Here is a 19281-nt window from a genome sequence, read left to right as displayed (position 1 = left end):
CCCAACGCCGCATCCTCGACCTACTCGCCATCGAACTCCCCTGGCCAGAACACGACGAGCAGTAGACACATCAAACTGCGGAAAATGCGTCTAGAGGGTTCCGGTCGCCCACTGCAGGCCCAGGCTGCTGAGGGCGACCGAGACCCAGAGGATCGCGCCGAGCAGGACTGGACGGAAGCCCGCGGCGCGGAGTTCGGCCGGGCGGAGGGAGAGGCCGATCGCGACCAGGGCCGAGGTGATCAGGAAGGTGCCCAGCAGGGAGAGGTTCTCCTGCCAGCCGTCCGGGACCAGGCCCGCGCTGCGCAGACCCGCGGCAGCGATGAAGCCGATCAGGAACAACGGGACCATCCGGCGCCACGGCAGGCGCTTCTGCACGCGCACACCCGCTGACGACGCCGAGGTCGCCGCGAGCGCCGCGGCCGCGCGGGCTTCGCGGCGGGACTTGAGGATCACGAGGCCGAGCACGATCGGGACCAGCATCAGCGATCGGGTCAGCTTGACGACGAGCGCCTGATCCCCCGCCTCCTGGCTGCAGGCGTAGCCGGCGGCGACCACCGATGAGGTGTCGTTGATAGCGGTTCCGGCCCACAGACCGAAGGACTCGGCGCTCAGCCCGAGCAAGTGGCCGAGCGGCGGGAACAGCAGCACGGCAGCCACGTTGAAGGTGAAGATCGTGGCCAGCGCATAGGCCACCGAGGATCGCTTCGCCCCGATCGCGGCTGTCGCTGCGGCGATCGCCGAGGCACCGCAGATCGCAGTACCGACTCCGATGAGGGTCTGGGTGTCACCCCGGACACCCAGCAGACGGCCGAACAGCCATGCGCCGCCGAGAGCCGCGGTCAGAGTGCCGAGCATGACCGGTAGCGAGCTACCGCCGACATGGACCACCTGTTGCAAGGACAGGCCGGTACCGAGCACCACGATCGACAACTGCAGGAGAGTCTTCGAGGCGAAGTCATAGCCGGGCCGGCAGGCATCCGCTCGCAGCGGGCGGATGAGCAGGCCGGCGAGCACGCCCAGCACGATCCCGAACACAGGACCGCCGATCACGGGAACCAGGCGGCCGAGCGGAACAGCCACGGCGGCCAGCGCCAGAACGATCAGCAGACCGGGCACCCGAGCGAGAAGGCGTTCAGCGAAGCTCGGAGCCTTGTCCACGTGCGGCGAGACAGCTGAGGAGGACACACCCGGTGACCTAACCTCTGTGTGCAGCACGCGCCGGACCCCCTCGAGACTAAATGTGCGTACATTTAAGTTAAGAGATGACCGGACATTTGGCAAGGCGGGCAGGATCCGACACGACGCGAGGACCCCGATGAGCGAGCGCAAACTGGACCGCACCGGTGGACAGCCGCTGTGGAAGCAGTTGCAGCAGGAACTGGTACGCCGCTTGCGCGCGGGCGAGTTCGACGACGTCTTCCCCGGGGAGCTCGCGCTGGTCGAGGAGTATCAGGTCAGTCGGCACACGGTCCGGCAGGCGCTCGGCAAGCTCCGGGCCGACGGGCTGATCGTCGCGGAGCGCGGTCGGCAGCCGCGGGTCGCCACCTCGCCGGAGATCCGCCAGCCGATGGGAGCGCTGTACAGCCTCTTCTCCTCAGTGGAGGCTTCCGGCCTGACGCAGCACAGCGTCGTACGGGCGCTGGATGTGCGGGCGGACGGGGTGATCGCCACTCGGCTGGATCTGGAGGCGTCGAGCCCGCTGGTCTATCTGGAACGAGTGCGATTCGCGGGAGACGAGCCGCTGGCGATCGACCGGGTCTGGTTGCCCGCATCACTCGCCGATGGGCTGCTGGGCGCGGACTTCAGTCACACCAGCCTCTACAACGAGCTGGCCGAGCGGACCGGGCTCCGGCTCGACCACGGGCGCGAGGACATCCGCGCGGTGAACCCGACACCGGCGGAGCGCGCGTTGCTGCACTGCCCGGCGGACGCCGCCGCGTTCTCGATCAACCGGCTCGGGCACGCGCAGGGACGCAAGATCGAGTGGCGGCACACGATCGTGCGCGGCGACCGGTTCGCGCTGGCCGCCGAGTTCTCTGCGCACGAGGGCTACCGCCTTGCGCCCGCGTCGACCGGTACCGCGCTTTCCTAGCCCTCGCACTCCCAGGACAAGGGGAGCCTTCTTCTCCCGGGTCGCGCGACGGAGACTCGGAAGTGTCGGCAGATCGATCGATCCGCCGGTGGCAAGCGAACTAGGAGAAGTTGCAGATGACCACCACTGTTCCCGGCGGCGCCCTCACACTCGCGGACGGCCTCACCCTCTCCCGGATGGGCTACGGCGCCATGCAACTGGCCGGCCCCGGCGTCTTCGGACCGCCGAAGGACCACGCCCAGGCTCTCGCCGTACTGCGTGCGGCGGTGGAGCTCGGCATCACCCACATCGACACCAGCGACTTCTATGGCCCGGCCGTCACGAACGAGCTGATCAAGGAAGCCCTGCACCCCTACCCGGCCGACCTGCGCATCGTCACCAAGGTCGGCGCCCGGCGCGGTGCCGATGCCAGCTGGATCCCGTCGCTGGATCCTGATGACTTGAAGGCGCAGGTTCACGAGAACCTCGAGCACCTCGACCTGGAGACGCTGGACGTGGTCAACCTCCGCGCCCCGGGACACGAGGAGACCTCTGACGTGTCCATCGCCGAACAGTTCAGTGCGCTCGCCGAGCTCCAGGAGGAAGGGCTGATCAGGCACCTCGGCCTGAGCGGCGTCTCCGACACCCAGTTGGCCGAGGCGCTGACCATCGCGCCGGTCGTCACCGTGCAGAACCTCTACAACCTGGCCAACCGCCAGGACGACGCGCTCGTGGATCGCTGCGCCGCGGAGAACATCGCCTTCGCGCCCTTCTTCCCGCTCGGCGGGTTCATGCCGCTGCAGTCCGAGACGCTGACGAAGGTCGCGGCCCGGGTGAACGCCTCGGCGCAGCAGGTCGCCCTCGCGTGGCTGCTGCAGCGCTCTTCGACGATCGTGCTGATCCCCGGCACTTCCTCGGTCGAGCACCTCCGGGAGAACGTCGCCGCGGCCGAGCTGGTGCTGCCCGAGGACGCCGTCGCCGAGCTCGACACCATCGGCCGGTAGGGCCGCTCAGCTCAGAGGGTGGTGGATTGCAGGTGGTCGACCACGACGAAGGACGAACCGGCGGCGGTGGCTGAGGCCCGGAGTTTGCCGAGGCCGCCCCAGTCGATCGCCGGCTTCTCCAGCGGCTGGTCGAAGTCGTCCCAATGCGTGGCGATCACCGTCTTCACCGGCTTGATCGTCTGCAGCAGCCGGTCCATGACTCCCGGTTCACCGCCCGGCGCCGCCAGCACCACGTCCACCTGCAGGTCCTTGAGAGCCACCGGGTCGAAGCCCGCAGTACTGAGGCTCAGGATGCGCAGACCGCCGATGGTGATCACGTACGCGAGCGTGCCGCCTTCGACCAGGTCGTCGATCGTCCGCGGTTTGGGCGGTACTGCGCCGGGCCGGGTGCCGGGGTAGGCGAACTGGTGCCGCGTCCCGCCACACGAGTGCAGCGACCTGAACACCTCGATCGTGAAGCCCTCGAAGGGCAGGTATTCGCCGCCCGTCACCTGGGACAACTGCTCCGACGGCGCCCGCAGGGCCCGCAACAGGTTGAGGTGGGTCTCGTTGCCGAGCACGGTCGCTTTGGTCTTGCGAGCGATGTACGGCACGTCTGGCAGGTGGTCGTAGTGGCCGTGGTGCACGAGGATCGCGTCCGCCGTGGTCACGTAGCGGTCGATCACCGACGGCTTGCTGATGATCTTCGTCTTCGGGTCGGCGCCTTCCGCCGTGTAGGTGCCGGTGTGGAACCGGGTCAGCCACGGATCGGTCAGCACCACCTTGCCGCCGCTGCGGATCTGCCAGGCGTGGTTGCCCCACCAGGTGAACTCCACCGGCTGCCGCTCGGCTCCAGCCTCTGCTTGTGCGGCCGCTGTTTGGGCGGCACCGCCTTGTGCGGCATCGGCTGAGCCGGCTGCGCGCAGACCGACGGCTCCGGCAGCGCCGACCGCCGCCGCCGTTGCACCCGCGAGCATTCCTCGTCGACTCAAGGTCACGTCGTCTCCCCTCATCCTGTACGCCGGTCGCGCGACCGGCCTGGTCGACCAGTCAAGGTGAGGCGCATCCGCGATGTCGAATAGGCTCTTACATATGAGTCGATCCTCTGGTGATATCGCCGCAGGTCAGCGGGGTCCCGTGCCGTGCTGACCGAGCGATACCTGCAGATCTTCGTGGCGCTCGCCGACGAGCAGCACTTCGGCGACGCGGCCCGAGTCATCGGGATCACCCAGCCTCCGCTCTCCCAGGGACTCCGTCGGTTGGAGGCTCTTGTCGGCGCGAAGCTGTTCGAGCGAGGGCCCGGCCAAGTGGAACTCACCCCGGCCGGCAAGGCACTGCTCCCCCACGCCCGGCGAGCTCTGAACGCGATCGACGAGTTCCACCACGCCGCGAGCGCGCAGGACCCCGAAGGCGTGGAGATCCGGCTCGGACTCGCTCCCGAGGTGCCCGCCTCCGTCGGCGCCGCAGTGGCAGCCGCCTGCAGCGCAGCGGTACGCGGCAGCAGGGTTTCCGTGATCTCTGCGCCGACCAGCTCGCTGGTGCAGCAGGTATCAGCCGGGCGGCTGGGGCTGGCCGCAGTACTGCATCCGGCGGTGCTCGACGGGCTCGAGGCTGGGCCGGTCACGTTGATGTCTACCTGGGCGTTAGTCCCTACTGCGCTCTATCCGGACGACGGGGCTGCGCTGCCGCTTGGCAAGCTGCAGGGGCTGCCGATAGCCGTTCGGCCGCGTGCGGAGGCTCCTGCAGCTCGCGACCTCTTCCTGGACACGCTTGCTCTGCACCGCCCAGGTGGCGGCACAGTGATCGTCACCGACGAGCGGGCCGGCCTGGCGATGGCTGCGGCCGGTCAGGCGATCGTCGTGACGCCCGACCCGTCCTTGGCGGCCGCAGGAGTCGGCAGGCACCCCCTGATCGACGACCCGCTGCCAGTGCGGCTACGACTCGTCTGGCCGCAGTCCCGTACTCCGAACGCGTTGCCGGCTGAGGTCATGGCGCAGCTCAGCCAGGCCCTGGAGACGCCGTGAACGCCCGGATCCGCGCGGTCTTCGACGACGCGGGTGCTCGGGGCTGGCTGCATGCGATCTCTCTGGACCGCCCGGAGGACAGTGTCGAACTGGACGCGGACGTGGTCGTGCCGATCGCGTCGGTCTACAAGTTGCCGCTGCTCGCCGGGTTCTGCCGGCTGGTCGACACTGGCGAGCTCGATCCGTGCGAGCAACTCACGCTCTCCCCGGAGTCGCGCATCCCCGGTCCGACCGGGCTGTCGATCCTGGCCGATCCGGTCACCATGTCGTTGCGCGACCTGGCCGTCACGATGATGACCGTGTCCGACAACGCGTCCGCGGACGCCCTGCTGAACAAGGTCGGGCCCGATCGGCTGGCGGAGCTCCTGCAGTCCTTCGGGTTGGAGCACACCCGGGTACGGCGAGGCGCCGCGGGCAACCTCGTCGAACTCGTCCGGCGGACCGGGGCGAGTGACCCGGACGCGGCGTTCGCAGTACTGGCTGACAACGATCAGACGGATCCGGCTGGGGTGTATGACGCGGCGAATCTGTCGGCCGGCTCTGCTCGGGACATGACGTTGTTGCTGCGCGAGGTATGGGGCGGGGGGCTGCTGTCGGAGGGGCAGACGGCGTTCGTGCGGAGGTCGATGGAGCAGCAGGTGTTCACGCAACGGATCGCGGCGGGCTTTCCGCATGACGGGGTGCGGATCGCGGGGAAGACGGGGACGTTCGGAGCCCTGCGGCACGAGGTCGCCGTGGTCACGCTGCCAGGCGGCGACGCCTACGCGGTGGCCGTCTTCACCCACGCGGCCCGAGGTGATCGACGACTTCCCCGCGTCGACGCCGCCATTGGCGAAGCCGCCCGCCTGGCCGTCGACCACCTCCGCTGAACGCCTTCCGTTGGACGCTCTCCGCTGAGGCTTGGCCGGCCGCTTCGTATCAGTCCGCGACGATCGCGTAGGCCTCGATCTCGAGGAGGGCGTCGGGGCTGAAGAGGGCGACCACCTGGACCGCAGTACTGGCCGGTGGGTTGGCCGTGTCGATGTACGCGTCGCGGGCGGTGCGGACGGCGGGCAGGATGCCGATGTCGGTGACGTAGAAGTTCAGTTTCACCACGTCCGCGAAGGTCCCGCCGGCGGCGGTCAGGCAGCGCTCGAGGTTCGCGAAGACCTGCTGGGCCTGGGCAGCAGGGTCCCCGACCCCGACGAACTTGCCGTCGGCGTCGAGCGACACCTGGCCGGCGATCGCGACCCAGCGACCGGGCCCGGTCGCGACATGGCTATAACCGTTGCCTGGGGCAACACCTTCGGGCGACGGATGGGAAATCGGACTCACAACACACCTCCAGTGATCAGACCCCCATCCTCCCCCGCCCCCGGTCCACCTCCCCACGGTCCCTTGACTTCAAACAAGGTGGAGCTCACCACCGAGTACGCCGACGGCCGGACCACCCGGCGTGCAGTACGCGATGACGAGGTGGGCGCGGTGCTCGCCGAGCTCGACCTCGTACTCAGCGGCGAGGAGCTCGACCGGCTCCGGCCGGTACTCGATCAGCGGTAGGCGTCTCGGTGCGGAAGCTCTCGCCGAGCTGCGACCCGAGCCCGAAGTAGTGGCGGAAGTTGTAGATCAACGGCGACCAGGCGTCCGGATCGACGTACGACGTGCCCGGTACGACGACGCGGTGGTCGGCGTGGACGCGGAGGACCTTCGCCTGCACGATCAGGAAGTTGCCCTCAGCATCTAGTTCGGTGTGGACGGCGTGGGCCTCGAACTGCAACGGGCACTCGGCGACGCGCGGCGGACGGACCAGCTCGGACTCCACCGGCGTCAGCCCGGCCGCCTCGAACTTGGCCCGCTCGTGGCGGAACCTCGCCCGCTTGTGCTCGGGAACGGGGTCACGCCCAGTCACGCCGGCGATCCGCTCGACCGACTCCCAGAGTTCCGGCGAGGGGAAGTTGATCACCAACTCCCGCCGTCGTTGCAGGTTGTACGCCGTCTGGCCCTCCGCGCCGAATCCCAGCACCACGACGTCCCCGAGGGCCCACGCGGACGACATCGGCGCGAGGTTGTAGGTGCCGTCGCCGTTCTCGGTGGAGATCAGCTCGACCGGCGTCCCGACGTACAGGATGGACGGTTCGATCGTCAGGTGCGTCATGTCTTCGACGCTAGGAGCGGGTTGCTTCGGCCGGCGCCGAACTGACCGCGAGGCAGGATGGTGCCGTGAACACCTCCACCGAAGGGCAGGAGCTGGCCGCCTGGGCCAAGATGCTCGCGGATTCCACCCGGGCGACTGTGTGCCTCGCGCTGCTCGACGGACGCGCCTGGACGGCGACTGAACTCGCCAAGCTGGCAGGGGTTTCCCGGCCGACGATCAGCGAGCACCTCAATATGCTGGTCGACGGCGGACTCCTGTCCGAAGTACGGCAGGGCCGGCATCGCTACGTGAAACTGGCCGGGCCGGAGACGGCCGAACTGCTCGAAGGACTGGCCGCGCTGGCGCCCCGGCGTACAGAGGTCGCAAACAGCCTGTCGGCGGCGAGCAAGCGGGACGCGTTCGCGCGGGCTCGCACCTGCTACGACCACTTCGCGGGGAAACTCGGGGTCGCGTTGACCGACGCGATGACGGAGCGCGGGCTGCTCGACTGGTCCGACGGGGTCGCGCTCACCCCCGAAGGCGCCCGGTGGCTGGACGAACTGGGCATCGTGGTCGAGTCGCGGCACGGGCGTCCCGCAGTACGGTCGTGCCTGGATGTGACCGAGCGACGGCCGCATGTGGCCGGTGCCGTCGGCGCAGCCTTGTGCACACACGCTTTGCAGCAAGGCTGGGTGACACGTATCACTGGTGGGCGGGCACTCAAGGTCACCGGGTCGGTGGAAACTTTCGGTCTGCCTGTTGGAGTGGTGCGAGAACTACTCTCCAGATCGTGAGACCGACGGCAGAAAACACACCTTGGACGGGCAATTGTCGGTGAAACCGCTTAGCCTTCGGCCATGACTGAGTTCGAGCCCGACACCGAGCTGGTGTCCCGTCTCTCGCTGCCCAGCCACGTGATCGTCCTCGCGGACGGCCAGTGGCGGCCTGCGTGGCTGATCGGCCGCGAGCACGAGGAGACCGGATGGACCGGCATGGTGCAGTACGAGGGCGACGACGGTATCGAGCGAACCGAACGGCTGCCCGCCGACCGGATCGCGCTGCCGGAGTCGGACCGACCGACTGAGCGAGCGTCGTAGAAACCACGGCGTAGGAGGAAGAACTGCGAGAAGGCCCCCGGAGACTCTCCGGGGGCCTTCTCGCGTAACGACTGGAGTCGGGGCGCCTCAGGGCGACAGACGAGAACCCCGGCCCAGGCCCTTCGGGCGGTTGACCTGGGACGGGATCCTCAGTGGCGTTACACACGGTGTATCGCTCGTCACTACCCCGGCGTTACAGATTCGCGGAGATTTCCTTTGCTCAGCGGAGTTTTGAGTGGCTCAGGAGAGTCTCCGGGTGGCGATCAGCCGCTGCGCGACGTCGCGCAGCTTGACGTTGGTGTCCTGCGAGTAGCGACGCAGTACGGCGAACGCCTGCTCGTCGGTCAGGTCGAACCGTTCCATCAGGATGCCCTGCGCCTGGCCGATCAGTTTGCGCGCCTCGATCGCCTGCCACAGGGTCGACTCGCTACGGGCGTTCGCGACCGCCACCGCCGCGTGGTCCGCGAAGACCTGGGCGATGGCCTGGTCCGCGGCGGTGAACCGTTGCTCGGCCTTGTCGTAGAGGTTCAGCGCACCGATCGTCGTCGTCGGCGTACGGAGCCGGACACTCAGGACACTGCGCAGTCCGACGATCGCGACCTCGGCGGACCAGGCCGGCCACCGGGCGTCGCTCGCCGCGTCAGCGCAGACCATGCTCTCCTCGTCGTGGATCGCGGCGTAACTGGGGCCTTCCCCCGTCTCGACCTGCAGCCGGTCGGCCTCCTCGACCAGCGCATCGGTCGATGCGGCGGACTCCAGGCGGCCGCCTCGGTGCAGCAGCACGACACTCGCGTGCTGGGTGCCGATCGTCGACTGGACGTAGTCGAGGAACCGCTCCGCGGTCTGCTCGACATCGGGTTGCTCGTGCAGGGCCAGCGCCATCTGAGCCAGTTCCTGGGCGAACTTGTCTTTCACTCGGCAGTCACCGGGAAGGGCAGGGGGATTCTCACCGTCGGTGCATCCTCGCGGGTCGGTCGGTACCGTCTATCGCGGGCGGCATGCTGCGCCACCGGCTGACTTCCCAACCGGGGAGAACCATACCCCGGCCGCCGCGAGATATGCGGCGGTCCCGGCGCACGTCTCTGAACGCCGGGACCTGGAGTGGCCAACCTCTCGAGCGACCGGACGCTCCTGACCTTCAGGTGCCCCTTGAATCGATGGCCAATCAGGTTTTCGGCTACTGTCCGCTCAGATTTTCTGTCGCTGTGCGATCAGATTTGCTCTGTTGCTAGAAGTGAACGGCAAGCAGGACCCGGCCGGACTCGGAGCCGCGGATGTCGAGAGTCTTGATCTCGTTGCGGTGCAGCTTGGTCGTCGTGGCCGGCTTGACGGTCGTACCGGGCGCCGCGGTCCAGCTCGCCAGCATAGTGGCCTTGCCCGCCTGGTCCGTGACGTACAACTCGTAGCCCCTGGCCCGCTCGCTCGGGGTGGCGAGTTGCTCGTACCGGCAGCTGATCTCGATGGTCGTCCCCCACGGCTCGTCCACCAGTCGAGCGTCCGCGGACAACTTGCTCGAGACCGTCTGCGCGAGCACCACGGTTTCGCCCGGCCGCGCGTCTCCGCCGAACTGCCCGGCCACGATCGCTCCGGTGACGGCCGCCGTAGCGGCGACGCCCGCCACCACAGCGGCGTACAGGTGCCTCTTCCTGCGGCGGTCGCGTTGCACCCCGCGGACCAGCTTCGGCAACAGGTTCGGCGGGGTGGCGGTGATCGTGGCGAGCGCTCGGTCGTCCGGCAGCATGGCCAGAGTCCCGGGTACGCCGGCCAGCGACGCCACCTCCGCCGAACAGTCGGGACAGCTGTGCAGATGCTCCTCGTAGGCCCGCCGGTCCTTCGCCGACAGGGCCCCGAGCAGGTACGCCGCGTCCCACTCCCGGTACGGGTCGCTCATTCCTTCGTCACCCCCCTCTCCTGCAGCGCGAGCCTCAACGCCCGCAACCCGTAGTGCAACCGCGATTTCACCGTGCCGGCCGGGATGTCGAGCTCCTCGGCGATGTCGGTGACCGTGCGGCGTCCGTAGTACGCGCGGACGATCACCTGCCGGTGGTCGTCCGACAACTGGGCCAGCGAGTCCGCCACCAGCCACGCGTCCAGTACTGCGTTCGCATGGTCGGCGCTCGGTCTTTCCGGCAGGTCATCGCTGGCCACCTCCCGGGTGACGCGGGCGCTGCGCCGGTCGTCGATGACGAGGTTGCGCGCCACCGTGAACAGCCAGGCCCGCGCCCCCGCCTCGTCCTCGGTCAGGATCTGCGGGCGCCGCCACGCCCGCAGCAGGGTCTCCTGAACGACGTCCTCCGCGAACCGATCGTCCCCGGTCAGCCGGACCACGAACCGCCACAGCGAAGGCGCGTGCACGTCGTGCAACTCGCGCAGCAGCGCCGCCCGGTCGTCGGCCATCGGCACTCCCTCGCTCGCGTACGGGTCATCATCCTGGGCTCTGATCCTGGCCATTCGACCGGGTCACTCGGTGGCTGGCTCTAGCTGCCGCGACTCCTGCTGCGGCCGGAACACCGGCAGCCGCTCCAGCGCCCATGCGCCGGATCCGAGGAACGCGATCAGCAGGAAAGCGAACGAGAACAACGCCGCCTTCTCCCCGCCGTTCTGCACCGGCAGCAACGCGCCCAACTGGTGCACGCTGAAGTAGGCGTAGGCCATCGAGCCCGAGCACAGCAGCGCGGCGTACCGGGTCCCCAGCCCGACCATCACGAACAGCCCTCCCACCAACTGGATCGCCGACGCCCACCAGGTCGGCCAGACGAAAGCCTGCACTTTGTCATCCCCGAACACCCCGAACAGGGCAGCGGCCCCATGGGTGGCGAACAAGAACCCCACGACGATCCGGAAGACAGCGAGTACCTGGTCCTGCCAGCGCTCCAGCACGGTCATAGCTCACTCCTCAGGTGAACGGACGGATTCACGCATCACCAGCAGAGGTCGGCCACCGGCAATGCCCTCACCCGTGAAGAACGAGCGAGGGTCCCATCCGGTTCAACACCCCGTGATCTCTCGATCACCCTCCGAAACCAGTCCGCGCACTGGTCTACTCCCAAGCAGGTCGCTTAGCGCCCCACCCCCAAGACCTGACACACTGTTCCCCACACCCAGGGCCTCTAGCTCAATTGGCAGAGCAGCGGACTTTTAATCCGCGGGTTGTCGGTTCGAGTCCGACGGGGCCTACGGTAAAGAAGTGGCCTCTGACCTGCACAAACAGGTCAGAGGCCACGCTGTTGAGCGGCCCTTCCGTGCCCTCGATCTCGCGCCATGACACGTTTCGTGACACAAACGGCGCCTAGACTCGCCTCATGACGCGGTCGAACGGTCGCAAGAAGCGCGAGCTCGGGAGCATCGACGAGCTACCCAGCGGCGCCTTCAGAGTGCGCGTATACGCAGGCATCGACCCCGTTACCAAACGTCGGCACGACCTGACGGAGACGATCCCGGTCGGCCCTGACGCCGAGAAGCTGGCGAACCAAGCAAAGGTCAACCTGCTCAACCAGCTGTACGAGCGGCGCAACCCCCGGACGAAGGCCACGGTCAACCAGCTGCTCGATCGCTACCTCGACGAAGCAGACCTCGAGTTCAACACCCTGGACGTGTACCGCGGCTACGCCGAGAAACACATCCGGCCGTTCCTCGGCAAGGAGAAGGTCGGCTCCCTCGACGCCGGCGTAATGGATTCCCTCTACGCCGAACTCCGTCGGTGCCGCGAACACTGTACGAAGACCAATGGTCACGTCGACCACAGGACATCCCGTACGCACGAGTGCGACGATCGCTGCCGACCACACGAGTGCAAGCCACTGGCCGCATCAACCATTCGGCAGATCCATTTCATCCTGTACGGCGCGCTCAGGCGCGCCGTGCGATGGAAGTGGGTCACCACGAACCCCATCGCCGACGCCGAACCACCAGCCGCCCCGAAAAGCAACCCGCGGCCGCCAACACCCAACCAGGCCGCACGAATCATCAACGAGGCCTTCAAGGACCCCGACTGGGGCGCACTCGTCTGGCTGACCATGGTCACCGGCCAGCGACGCGGCGAACTCTGCGCCATCCGCTGGTCTCACCTAGACCTCGACCACGGAGTTCTGCACCTAGAGAGGGCCATCGGCCAACGAGGCTCGAAGAAGTGGGAGAAGGACACCAAAGCCCACCAGGACAGGCGTATCACCCTCGATCCGGAGACCGTCGAGGTTCTCCGCGAGCATCGCGCCCGGTTCCTAGCCCGCGCGGCCGCCTTACAGCTTGAGCTACGCGACGAGGCCTACGTCTTCTCTCTCGCCCCCGACGGTTCCGCACATCTGATCCCAGATTCCGTCGGGCAGCGATACCGCAAGCTGGTCGAGCGCCTGGAGATCAAGACCACCATCCACAAACTCCGCCACCGAGCTGATCGCGGCCGGCGTCGACATCCGCACAGTCGCGGGCCGTCTAGGCCACGGCGGAGGAGGAACCACAACCCTCCGCGCCTACACCGCCTGGGTCTCAGAAGCAGACCAACGCGCCGCCGGCTCCCTAGCCACCCGCATGCCAACCCGCCCCACCACGGCTGCGCCGACCGTTCCCTTCGACGACTTCAAGCCGACCAGCCCATACGAACACACGGCTGTCGCCCTGCGAGCCCAAATCCTCGAGGGCACCCTCCGCCCCGGCCTCCCCATCCCACCCATCAAGCAAATCGCCACAGACCACGACACCTCAGTAGGCACAGCCCAACGAGCCGTCAAACTCCTAGCCGACTGGGGCCTCGTAGAACTCAACTCCGGCCGCCGCACCATCGTCAAGTACGCCGCAGCCGTCCCCACCGCCATCGCGGAGGCGCCTTCTGCAGTAGCTCTTTCGCCCGGCTCCCTCGACCTCGAGGTCCGCCAACTCGGCGCGCCCATCGCCAACTTTCGAGCAGACGCGGACCCGGAAGACAACACTGATCTCCGTGCCCTGCTCGTGGGCGCGATCCGCCGAAGCGGCGGATCCCTGTCCGAGATTTCCGACTACGAACTCGTCGTATATCTCGCAGGATCGCCGACCCGCGTGACAACCTTTGTGGCCACCAGATAGAGCATGCTGACCCAGGTTTCGTCGCCCGTGTGCATCGGTGGAGCCGATTGCCGATCTAGCCATGGGTCACCACAGACGTCTACTGGCTCGCGTCAGCACCTGAGTTGTCGCCGGTGCCGCCAGGCAAGTACTCACTGGGGCCGGCGAATCGGCAACCGCTCCAGACGCTTGCTCGAACCGATGACGTATTCCTTCGCGGCGTTGGTGAAGGCGAGGCGAGCCGTCTCCATCAGGCCGGACGCCGCGACCCATGCCGCCTCGTCCTTGAGGTCGCCACGGTCGATTTGGTCGCTGTGCCGCCAGAACAGCTCGTCAACATCGCCGGCGGCTTCGACAACCGTAGGGGCAGCGACGAGGCTGATGTCAGCCAGGGCTTCGTTCCATGGCACCCAATCCACTCGTCCTGCGTGTCTCCACTGCCGCCTCAGAGCGAGTTGCACTCGTGTCGATTCGACGACGATCGCTGCGCAGGCGTCGACTTGCTTGCCTCTCGCCCATTGCCTTCTCTGAGCCCGGCCTGTGAGTGCTGCGCCGAGTGTCACGCCAGCTAGGCCAGAAGCGCTCGAAATCACGGCAAGCCACAACGGTGTCGTCATGGAGGTACCGCCTTCCTCTCGGGGCCTTTCGGGCTGGGCCAGTGCCAGTCGGCGGTTCCCTGATGAGTTGCATATCTGACGACCTTCTCATTTCGAGGAGGAAGTACACCGTCGCATCTGTCTCTACCAGCGGCCTTGCTAACACGCCCGCCCGCACCAGGCGCGGATTTCCCCGTGCTGTCCGTCATTCGCACCACGATCAGCCCCACGACACAGACGAGGCATCAGGAGCGGCGCTCCGCACCGACGGCTGCCCTGTTTACAACCTCACCCTCACCTTCCTCCGCAGCAGACGCACCCAGATGGGACGATCCGTCATCGTCTCGGCATGCCAACGATTCCGACGCCGGGGCCGCAGACACCCGCGAAAGTCACCCCCTGGGGTGCCGGCGGCGGCGTTAGGATCTCGACGCCGGACGGCAACGGCGCGCAAACCAGACCCGTTAGGCCTGCGAGCCGAGGTCAGCTGACGGGGTTCGCGACGTCGGAATCGAGTTGTCGTGCCTCCGCCAGTCGTCTCACCAGCTCCCGGCCCTTTTCAGTGACCGAGTAGAACTCTTGTCTGCCGGTGAAGTCGATCTCTGCGCTGCTGCCGTTGGGGACCACCAACCCGAACCCTCCGCGCTGGTCGAAGCCGCGGACAAACAGTCCGTCCTTGACTAGGTGCAGCAGAGCGATGTCTGAGGCTAGTGGCATCCCGATCACGTTGATCGAGGGATCCTCGGCAAACAGAGTCAAGATGCGGCGTTCAATCTCGCCGTAGCGACCGTTGATGATGCCGAGGTTCGACTTGTACTGCAGCATCGACTTACGGTCGATCTCGCCCCTGTCAAACCTCGCGTGACAGGTGGGCATAAGGCGATCAGATTCTCGAATCGGTGTGCCTTGGCCTTCGCCCACGGCTCGATATGGCAGATCTCCGTGGGGGTCGCTCTACAGGTAGGAATCGCGCAACGGTGGCCGGCTTCAACGAGGACATCGCGTTGTAGTTCTGCGGGCACCGCCGGGCGTCCATCAGGCATCTCAGCACCCTATCCCGGACCGACGGCCGAGGATTGTAAGCAGCGGCGGTGCTGGGCGGCGGAGATGTACGCGGACGGATCGCGCTGGACCTGGGCTAAGGGCTGCCCTGGCTGCCCAACTCCTCGTGGCGACTGACCTGCCTCCCTAGGCCGTGCCCGGATCACCTGATTCCGACGCCACTGCACGACTGCATCGCCGCTGCTGTGCCGTCTCGGCGCGCAGCCCCGTGAGACGATTCTCGCCATGTCTGACGGCGATGCGGTGGACTGGCACAAGGTGATCTACCGCGGCGGGCCAGGAGCCAGTTCATCCGACCATTCACCGCGTCGTTACCGAGCAGGGAGCGCGGACCAGGCGTCCTCCAAAGCCCGATCGCAGGAGATCCTGGCCATATATATCGATGCTTACGGCATCGTTCGCGCAAATCGACATCGTAGAGTACATGCGCGACTACCGAGCAAGCTCGTGCCTGCCCCCCAACTAGTCCCGACCGAGCTTGCTGCGCGGCGCCCGGTCGATCAAACTCACGAGTCCAACGCGCGCCGCGATGCGGAGCGAGGTAGGCGAGATCTCTGTGAGTTGGCGAGACGGCAGGCTCTCCGCATACTAGGCTGGGCTTGTGCCAGTCAAGCCTGCAGCCCCCGCGTCGCGTGTCGAGGTCATCGACATCGCTACATCCGACCTGCACTTTGATTCGAAAAATCCGCGGCTCATTGAGCAAGGCGGATCTGACGTAGACCTCCTCAAAACCATGTGGAGCGAGTTCGCCGTCAAAGAGGTAGCTCTATCAATCGCTGCCAACGGCTTCTGGACATACGAGCCTCTCGTGGTCGCTCAAGAAGGTGGCCGGCTAATCGTTGTCGAGGGCAACCGCCGCTTGGCCGCTGTGAAGCTGCTCACCGATCCAAGCCACCGCAAGCGAGTCGGGGCGACCGATCTGCCGACAATAGGCGATGCCCGACTCGCTGAGTTACGGACACTACCTGTCATTATCAGCACACGGGCAGATGCATGGCAGTTCATCGGCTTCAAGCATGTCAACGGACCACAGCAGTGGCAGTCTTACAGTAAGGCTCAGTACATTGCCTGGGTTCACAATGAACTGAGGATTCCGCTCGACGAGATCGCTGAGACGATCGGCGACACGCATCAGACGACCCTCCGTCTCTACCGGGCGCTGATGACTCTCGACCAGGCTGAGCGCAATGGCGTATGGAGCAGGGAGGACCGATACAAGGCTCATTTCTCCTTCTCGCACCTATTTGTGGGGCTAAACAGTTATTCAGGAATTCAGTCGCACATTGGCCTGAGTGGGCCTCCGGCTGACACGAGAGATCCCGTCCCCGAAGAGCGTCTGCCCGAGTTGGGCGAACTTATGCTTTGGATGTTTGGTAGCAAGAAGGATGAGATCCCTCCCCTGGTAGCGTCACAGAACCCAAATCTGCGGCAGCTCGATCAGGTTCTTGGAAACAGAAATGCCGTATCAGCCATCCGGCAAGGTCTACCACTTGGCGTAGCACTCGATGTCGCCAAGGGTGACTCGGCAAAACTGAGGGAGGACCTGGTGGCCGCGAGGCGACTGCTTCAGGATTCCCGCGGCAAGGTTCTGACAGGGTTTGTCGGCGAGAGGGATCTGCTTGAACTCGCAAACGAGATCCTCACATTGAGCGAGTCTATCGTCGATGACATGAATGCCTATCTGAAGCGGCAGCGTAGATCGAAGCGGCTTGCCAATTAATGACTACGGCACTCACGCTCGGCGCACCCATCGCTTCGGACGGCGCCGAGGCTCATGCGGACTGGCTGGAGATACTCGCACTCTTGTCGGCGGACAGAGACAGTTCCTATCAAGACCTTGTTGCCGAATTCCGACGATCCGGCACCTTGGACGCGGTGACCGAGCGGCTGGCACCAGACCGTGGGAGCGAGAAGAGCCAAGAACTCGCCGACGAAGCCTTTTCGCGACTGGACGTCCGATCCAAATCGTGTGGCGACGGTTACCCATTCAAGATAGCTGACCAGACGGTGTCTGTCCGTGATCCTAACTTTATCGACAGCCCGTACGTCTTCATGCTCCTCCTTCGGCATTTCGGCGTGAAAGCAGGACCGCGGACGGTCAAAGGTGCAGGGAATTTTGAGGAACTAGCTGAAGTTGCCGCGCGGCACTATCTAGGCGGCACAGCGAGTGGCGTCCGGTCGTTTCATTTCGGGTTCCCCCGTCGAACGACACCCGCCGGGTTCGAGGCTGCTCTGAATGAGCTCTGCGAAGCCGTTGGCGAGGGTGGCGGATCGCGCTCACGCCCATCACGCAAGGACCAGAAGGACGCCAAGCTTGACCTCGTCGCGTGGCGGCCATTTGCAGACGGCCGCAACGGAAAGGTGATCGCTTTCGGGCAATGCGCCGCAGGCGACAACTGGGACGGCAAGGCAACCGAGCTTAGTCCCATGCAATTCACAGGCCTATGGCTACTGACCAGCAGATTCGCTTTTACTCCGGTCGTATTCTTCTTCGTGCCTGGGTGTCTTAGCGACGAGGAATGGGATTCGGTCTCATTTCTTGGAAATACAGTGCCGTTTGATCGCTGCAGAGTCTCAGCCATGCTCGCCGACGCGGGCTTGCCTGCAGACCTGCAAGGGCGGACAAAGCGTTGGTCGAAGTATGTACTCGAACGGATTAGCCGATGAGTCGCCACCGGTTCCACTCTATGTGCCCCTACTTCGCAATGTTTCCCGAAGCTTTTGCTCGGGCATGGATCGAGCGGCTGACGAAGCCGGGCGAGGTCGTATTCGACCCGTTCGCCGGCCGAGGCACCGCGCCGTTCGAGGCACTCTTACTCGGACGCGTCGGCATCGGCGGCGACATCAATCCTGTTGCGGCCTGCCTCAATCGTGCGAAACTGGCAGCACCTCAGGCCTCCTCAGTGCTCCGGCGCCTTAATCGACTCGAGGACGACTACCAGCATCGGCGATGGATGCGGGCAGCATCGACTACATCTGAGTTCTTTCAGGCTGCATATCATCGGCGAACGCTAGCTCAGTTGCTATATCTGCGCGAGTCGCTCGATTGGCGTGCTCGTCGCACCGACGCGATGGTTAGCGCTCTAATTTTGGGCGGACTCCATGGCGAAGTGTCGTCGATGCGCTACCTGAGCAACCAGATGCCTCGAACTATCAGCACCAAGCCCGATTACTCAGTTCGGTTCTGGACTGAGCGCTCCTTAGAGGCGCCGGAGCGGGATGCGTTCGACATGCTTCGACAAGCGCTGAGTTTCCGCTATGCGTCGCCGGTTCCTGATGCGGCCGGTGAGACGATTTTCGGCGACATTCGAGACGTTCCGCGCAAGTGGAGACGCGAGGCGCCCAAGCTTATAATCACCTCCCCGCCGTACCGGGCAGTCACAAGTTACGAGGAAGATCAGTGGCTACGTCTATGGTTCCTCGGAGGCCCTGATCGGCCGAATAAATCTCGCATCACGCGAGACGACCGGCATATAAAGGCAGACGACTACTGGAACTTTATTGGCGACTTCTGGCGCGTTTCATCAGCTATCTTGGCTCCCCGCGGCCATGTCGTTATGCGAGTAGGCGCGACTGGAATATCACCAAAGCATCTCGAGCAGCAGTTGAGAGCGTCTGTCTTGCTGTCGCCACGAAAGGCGACTATTCGGTCGGTCGAGCACAGCGAGATCGGTCGGCGCCAAACCGACGCGTTCCGACCCGGAAGTCGTGGCTGTGTCTGGGAGATCGACATGCATGTCACTCTCGCATAGCGCTGGACAAGGACCGATCCCCGCAGTGGGCCGCCGGGGCTGCCACGAGACTCGAAGCATTGGGTCGCTGGCCGCGGCCGGCGATGTCTCTAGTTTGCCGGACAGGCGCCGAATTTCTCCCTGGGTTATCGGGCCGTGACCTGTATGTCGGCCACTATTGGTGGGGGTCACCATCCGATGTGCAGTGCGTAAACGGCGGTCTCGTCGGGGTTCCAGCGGTCGAGTCGGAGGCTTACGCCGGTGGTGAGTCACATTCGACACGGATCCACCCTCGGACGCTCGTGTCGGGATCGACCCAGAAACCAGCCCACGCCTGCGCACCGACCGCAGTGGCGCGAGGAAGCTCGCGCTCCCATTCCTGCGGCCTGCTAGACGCCGGCAGCCCACGTTCGCCGCGATCCCTGTGGATAACCTCCGGTGCCAAACCGGGCTGATGGGCACACTGGTGCGGTGTCGCGGGTCCCCAGCCCGGAGCGACCGGCAGGTGTAGCCGCCGCACGCACGGCGTCGAGGCGCGAGGCGCTGTCGACAGGCAGGCCCGGGACC

The 19281-nt window shown here is 65.8% G+C and carries 24 protein-coding genes, 1 tRNA gene and 1 pseudogene; 13 read left to right on the top strand and 13 right to left on the bottom strand.

The genetic code is table 11. The features are described from left to right. Nucleotides 1-90: 90 nt before the first annotated feature. A complete protein-coding gene (locus EV648_RS41775) occupies nt 91-1185 on the bottom strand; it encodes a YeiH family protein (RefSeq protein ID WP_241996123.1) in 1095 nt (364 codons plus the stop codon). Nucleotides 1186-1315: 130 nt separating this feature from the next. On the opposite strand from EV648_RS41775, the gene EV648_RS41770 reads away from it, so the two are divergent. After that, on the top strand, nt 1316-2092 hold the full coding sequence (locus tag EV648_RS41770; RefSeq protein WP_132301929.1) for a GntR family transcriptional regulator: 777 nt from the start codon (nt 1316-1318) through the stop codon (nt 2090-2092). A gap of 116 nt (nt 2093-2208) precedes the next feature. Continuing rightward, a complete protein-coding gene (locus tag EV648_RS41765; RefSeq protein WP_132301927.1) occupies nt 2209-3075 on the top strand; it encodes an oxidoreductase in 867 nt (288 codons plus the stop codon). 11 nt (nt 3076-3086) lie between these two features. Here EV648_RS41765 and EV648_RS41760 read toward each other — a convergent pair whose 3' ends face one another. Beyond that, nucleotides 3087-4052, bottom strand: a complete 966-nt coding sequence (locus EV648_RS41760; RefSeq protein WP_241996122.1) for an MBL fold metallo-hydrolase — start codon at nt 4050-4052, stop codon at nt 3087-3089. 144 nt (nt 4053-4196) lie between these two features. On the opposite strand from EV648_RS41760, the gene EV648_RS41755 reads away from it, so the two are divergent. After that, nucleotides 4197-5078 carry a LysR family transcriptional regulator gene (locus tag EV648_RS41755; protein WP_132301925.1) on the top strand — a complete coding sequence of 294 codons (882 nt, stop codon included), beginning with the start codon at nt 4197-4199 and terminating at the stop codon, nt 5076-5078. Continuing rightward, nucleotides 5075-5947 (top strand): serine hydrolase, encoded by an 873-nt coding sequence (locus EV648_RS41750; RefSeq protein WP_132301923.1) that lies wholly within the window; start codon nt 5075-5077, stop codon nt 5945-5947. The genes EV648_RS41755 and EV648_RS41750 overlap by 4 nt, the downstream gene beginning before the upstream one ends. A 49-nt stretch (nt 5948-5996) precedes the next feature. Here EV648_RS41750 and EV648_RS41745 read toward each other — a convergent pair whose 3' ends face one another. Further along, complete coding sequence (locus EV648_RS41745) at nt 5997-6392, bottom strand: RidA family protein (protein WP_132301921.1); 396 nt, start codon at nt 6390-6392, stop codon at nt 5997-5999. A 63-nt stretch (nt 6393-6455) separates the two neighbouring features. Here EV648_RS41745 and EV648_RS42970 point away from each other — a divergent pair, with 63 nt between their 5' ends. Next, entirely contained in the window at nt 6456-6617 is a 162-nt protein-coding gene (locus tag EV648_RS42970) for a hypothetical protein (RefSeq protein ID WP_158294231.1), read from the top strand. Here the strand turns inward: EV648_RS42970 and EV648_RS41740 are convergent. Continuing rightward, nucleotides 6568-7212, bottom strand: coding sequence for a flavin reductase family protein (locus EV648_RS41740; RefSeq protein WP_132301919.1), 645 nt, complete (start codon nt 7210-7212; stop codon nt 6568-6570). The two genes, EV648_RS42970 and EV648_RS41740, sit on opposite strands and share 50 nt — an antisense overlap. 65 nt (nt 7213-7277) lie before the next feature. Here EV648_RS41740 and EV648_RS41735 point away from each other — a divergent pair, with 65 nt between their 5' ends. Continuing rightward, entirely contained in the window at nt 7278-7985 is a 708-nt protein-coding gene (locus EV648_RS41735; RefSeq protein WP_199235149.1) for a helix-turn-helix transcriptional regulator, read from the top strand. A gap of 63 nt (nt 7986-8048) precedes the next feature. Further along, nucleotides 8049-8288 (top strand): hypothetical protein, encoded by a 240-nt coding sequence (locus tag EV648_RS41730; RefSeq protein ID WP_132189198.1) that lies wholly within the window; start codon nt 8049-8051, stop codon nt 8286-8288. Nucleotides 8289-8528: 240 nt separating this feature from the next. Here EV648_RS41730 and EV648_RS41725 read toward each other — a convergent pair whose 3' ends face one another. The 4 genes from EV648_RS41725 to EV648_RS41710 all read right to left on the bottom strand — a co-directional run bounded on the left by EV648_RS41725 (nt 8529) and on the right by EV648_RS41710 (nt 11174). Continuing rightward, nucleotides 8529-9203, bottom strand: coding sequence for a GAF and ANTAR domain-containing protein (locus EV648_RS41725; protein WP_132301917.1), 675 nt, complete (start codon nt 9201-9203; stop codon nt 8529-8531). 313 nt (nt 9204-9516) lie between these two features. After that, entirely contained in the window at nt 9517-10179 is a 663-nt protein-coding gene (locus EV648_RS41720) for an anti-sigma factor (protein WP_132301915.1), read from the bottom strand. Further along, nucleotides 10176-10685 (bottom strand): sigma-70 family RNA polymerase sigma factor, encoded by a 510-nt coding sequence (locus tag EV648_RS41715; RefSeq protein ID WP_132301913.1) that lies wholly within the window; start codon nt 10683-10685, stop codon nt 10176-10178. The genes EV648_RS41720 and EV648_RS41715 overlap by 4 nt, the downstream gene beginning before the upstream one ends. Nucleotides 10686-10748: 63 nt before the next feature. Further along, complete coding sequence (locus tag EV648_RS41710) at nt 10749-11174, bottom strand: DoxX family protein (protein WP_132301911.1); 426 nt, start codon at nt 11172-11174, stop codon at nt 10749-10751. 218 nt (nt 11175-11392) lie between these two features. Here EV648_RS41710 and EV648_RS41705 point away from each other — a divergent pair. Beyond that, nucleotides 11393-11465 (top strand) — tRNA-Lys (locus EV648_RS41705). A 176-nt stretch (nt 11466-11641) separates the two neighbouring features. Here the strand turns inward: EV648_RS41705 and EV648_RS44625 are convergent. Beyond that, entirely contained in the window at nt 11642-12031 is a 390-nt protein-coding gene (locus EV648_RS44625; protein ID WP_241996121.1) for a hypothetical protein, read from the bottom strand. Here EV648_RS44625 and xerC point away from each other — a divergent pair. Next, nucleotides 11960-12616: pseudogene (xerC, locus tag EV648_RS45525) on the top strand (tyrosine recombinase XerC); the annotation flags it as partial. The gene EV648_RS44625 and the pseudogene xerC overlap by 72 nt on opposite strands. Here xerC and EV648_RS44620 read toward each other — a convergent pair. Further along, nucleotides 12539-12700, bottom strand: coding sequence for a hypothetical protein (locus tag EV648_RS44620; RefSeq protein ID WP_241996120.1), 162 nt, complete (start codon nt 12698-12700; stop codon nt 12539-12541). The pseudogene xerC and the gene EV648_RS44620 overlap by 78 nt on opposite strands. Before the next feature lie 115 nt (nt 12701-12815). Here EV648_RS44620 and EV648_RS43645 point away from each other — a divergent pair, with 115 nt between their 5' ends. Further along, complete coding sequence (locus EV648_RS43645; protein WP_199235148.1) at nt 12816-13346, top strand: GntR family transcriptional regulator; 531 nt, start codon at nt 12816-12818, stop codon at nt 13344-13346. Nucleotides 13347-13477: 131 nt separating this feature from the next. Here the strand turns inward: EV648_RS43645 and EV648_RS41695 are convergent, their stop codons facing one another. The 3 genes from EV648_RS41695 to EV648_RS45520 all read right to left on the bottom strand — a co-directional run bounded on the left by EV648_RS41695 (nt 13478) and on the right by EV648_RS45520 (nt 14964). Then, nucleotides 13478-13942 carry a hypothetical protein gene (locus tag EV648_RS41695; protein WP_132301909.1) on the bottom strand — a complete coding sequence of 155 codons (465 nt, stop codon included), beginning with the start codon at nt 13940-13942 and terminating at the stop codon, nt 13478-13480. 462 nt (nt 13943-14404) lie between these two features. Next, nucleotides 14405-14746, bottom strand: a complete 342-nt coding sequence (locus EV648_RS41690; RefSeq protein ID WP_132301907.1) for a hypothetical protein — start codon at nt 14744-14746, stop codon at nt 14405-14407. Further along, nucleotides 14677-14964: an HNH endonuclease signature motif containing protein gene (locus EV648_RS45520; RefSeq protein WP_132301905.1), complete on the bottom strand. Its 288-nt coding sequence runs from the start codon at nt 14962-14964 to the stop codon at nt 14677-14679. Before EV648_RS45520 ends, EV648_RS41690 begins: the two co-directional genes overlap by 70 nt. 620 nt (nt 14965-15584) lie before the next feature. On the opposite strand from EV648_RS45520, the gene EV648_RS41680 reads away from it, so the two are divergent. Genes EV648_RS41680 through EV648_RS41670 form a run of 3 tightly spaced genes read left to right on the top strand, consistent with a single transcriptional unit; the run spans nt 15585 to nt 18735 of the window. Beyond that, nucleotides 15585-16703 carry a ParB N-terminal domain-containing protein gene (locus EV648_RS41680; protein WP_132301903.1) on the top strand — a complete coding sequence of 373 codons (1119 nt, stop codon included), beginning with the start codon at nt 15585-15587 and terminating at the stop codon, nt 16701-16703. Continuing rightward, complete coding sequence (locus EV648_RS41675; protein ID WP_132301901.1) at nt 16703-17650, top strand: hypothetical protein; 948 nt, start codon at nt 16703-16705, stop codon at nt 17648-17650. Before EV648_RS41680 ends, EV648_RS41675 begins: the two co-directional genes overlap by 1 nt. Continuing rightward, nucleotides 17647-18735, top strand: coding sequence for a DNA methyltransferase (locus EV648_RS41670; protein ID WP_132301899.1), 1089 nt, complete (start codon nt 17647-17649; stop codon nt 18733-18735). Before EV648_RS41675 ends, EV648_RS41670 begins: the two co-directional genes overlap by 4 nt. Nucleotides 18736-19281: the final 546 nt, after the last annotated feature.

It is taken from the genome of Kribbella sp. VKM Ac-2568 (assembly GCF_004345365.1).
GTDB lineage: Bacteria > Actinomycetota > Actinomycetes > Propionibacteriales > Kribbellaceae > Kribbella > Kribbella orskensis.
Note: the sequence above shows the minus strand (reverse complement) of the source record. Positions and strands in the feature narration are given on the sequence as shown.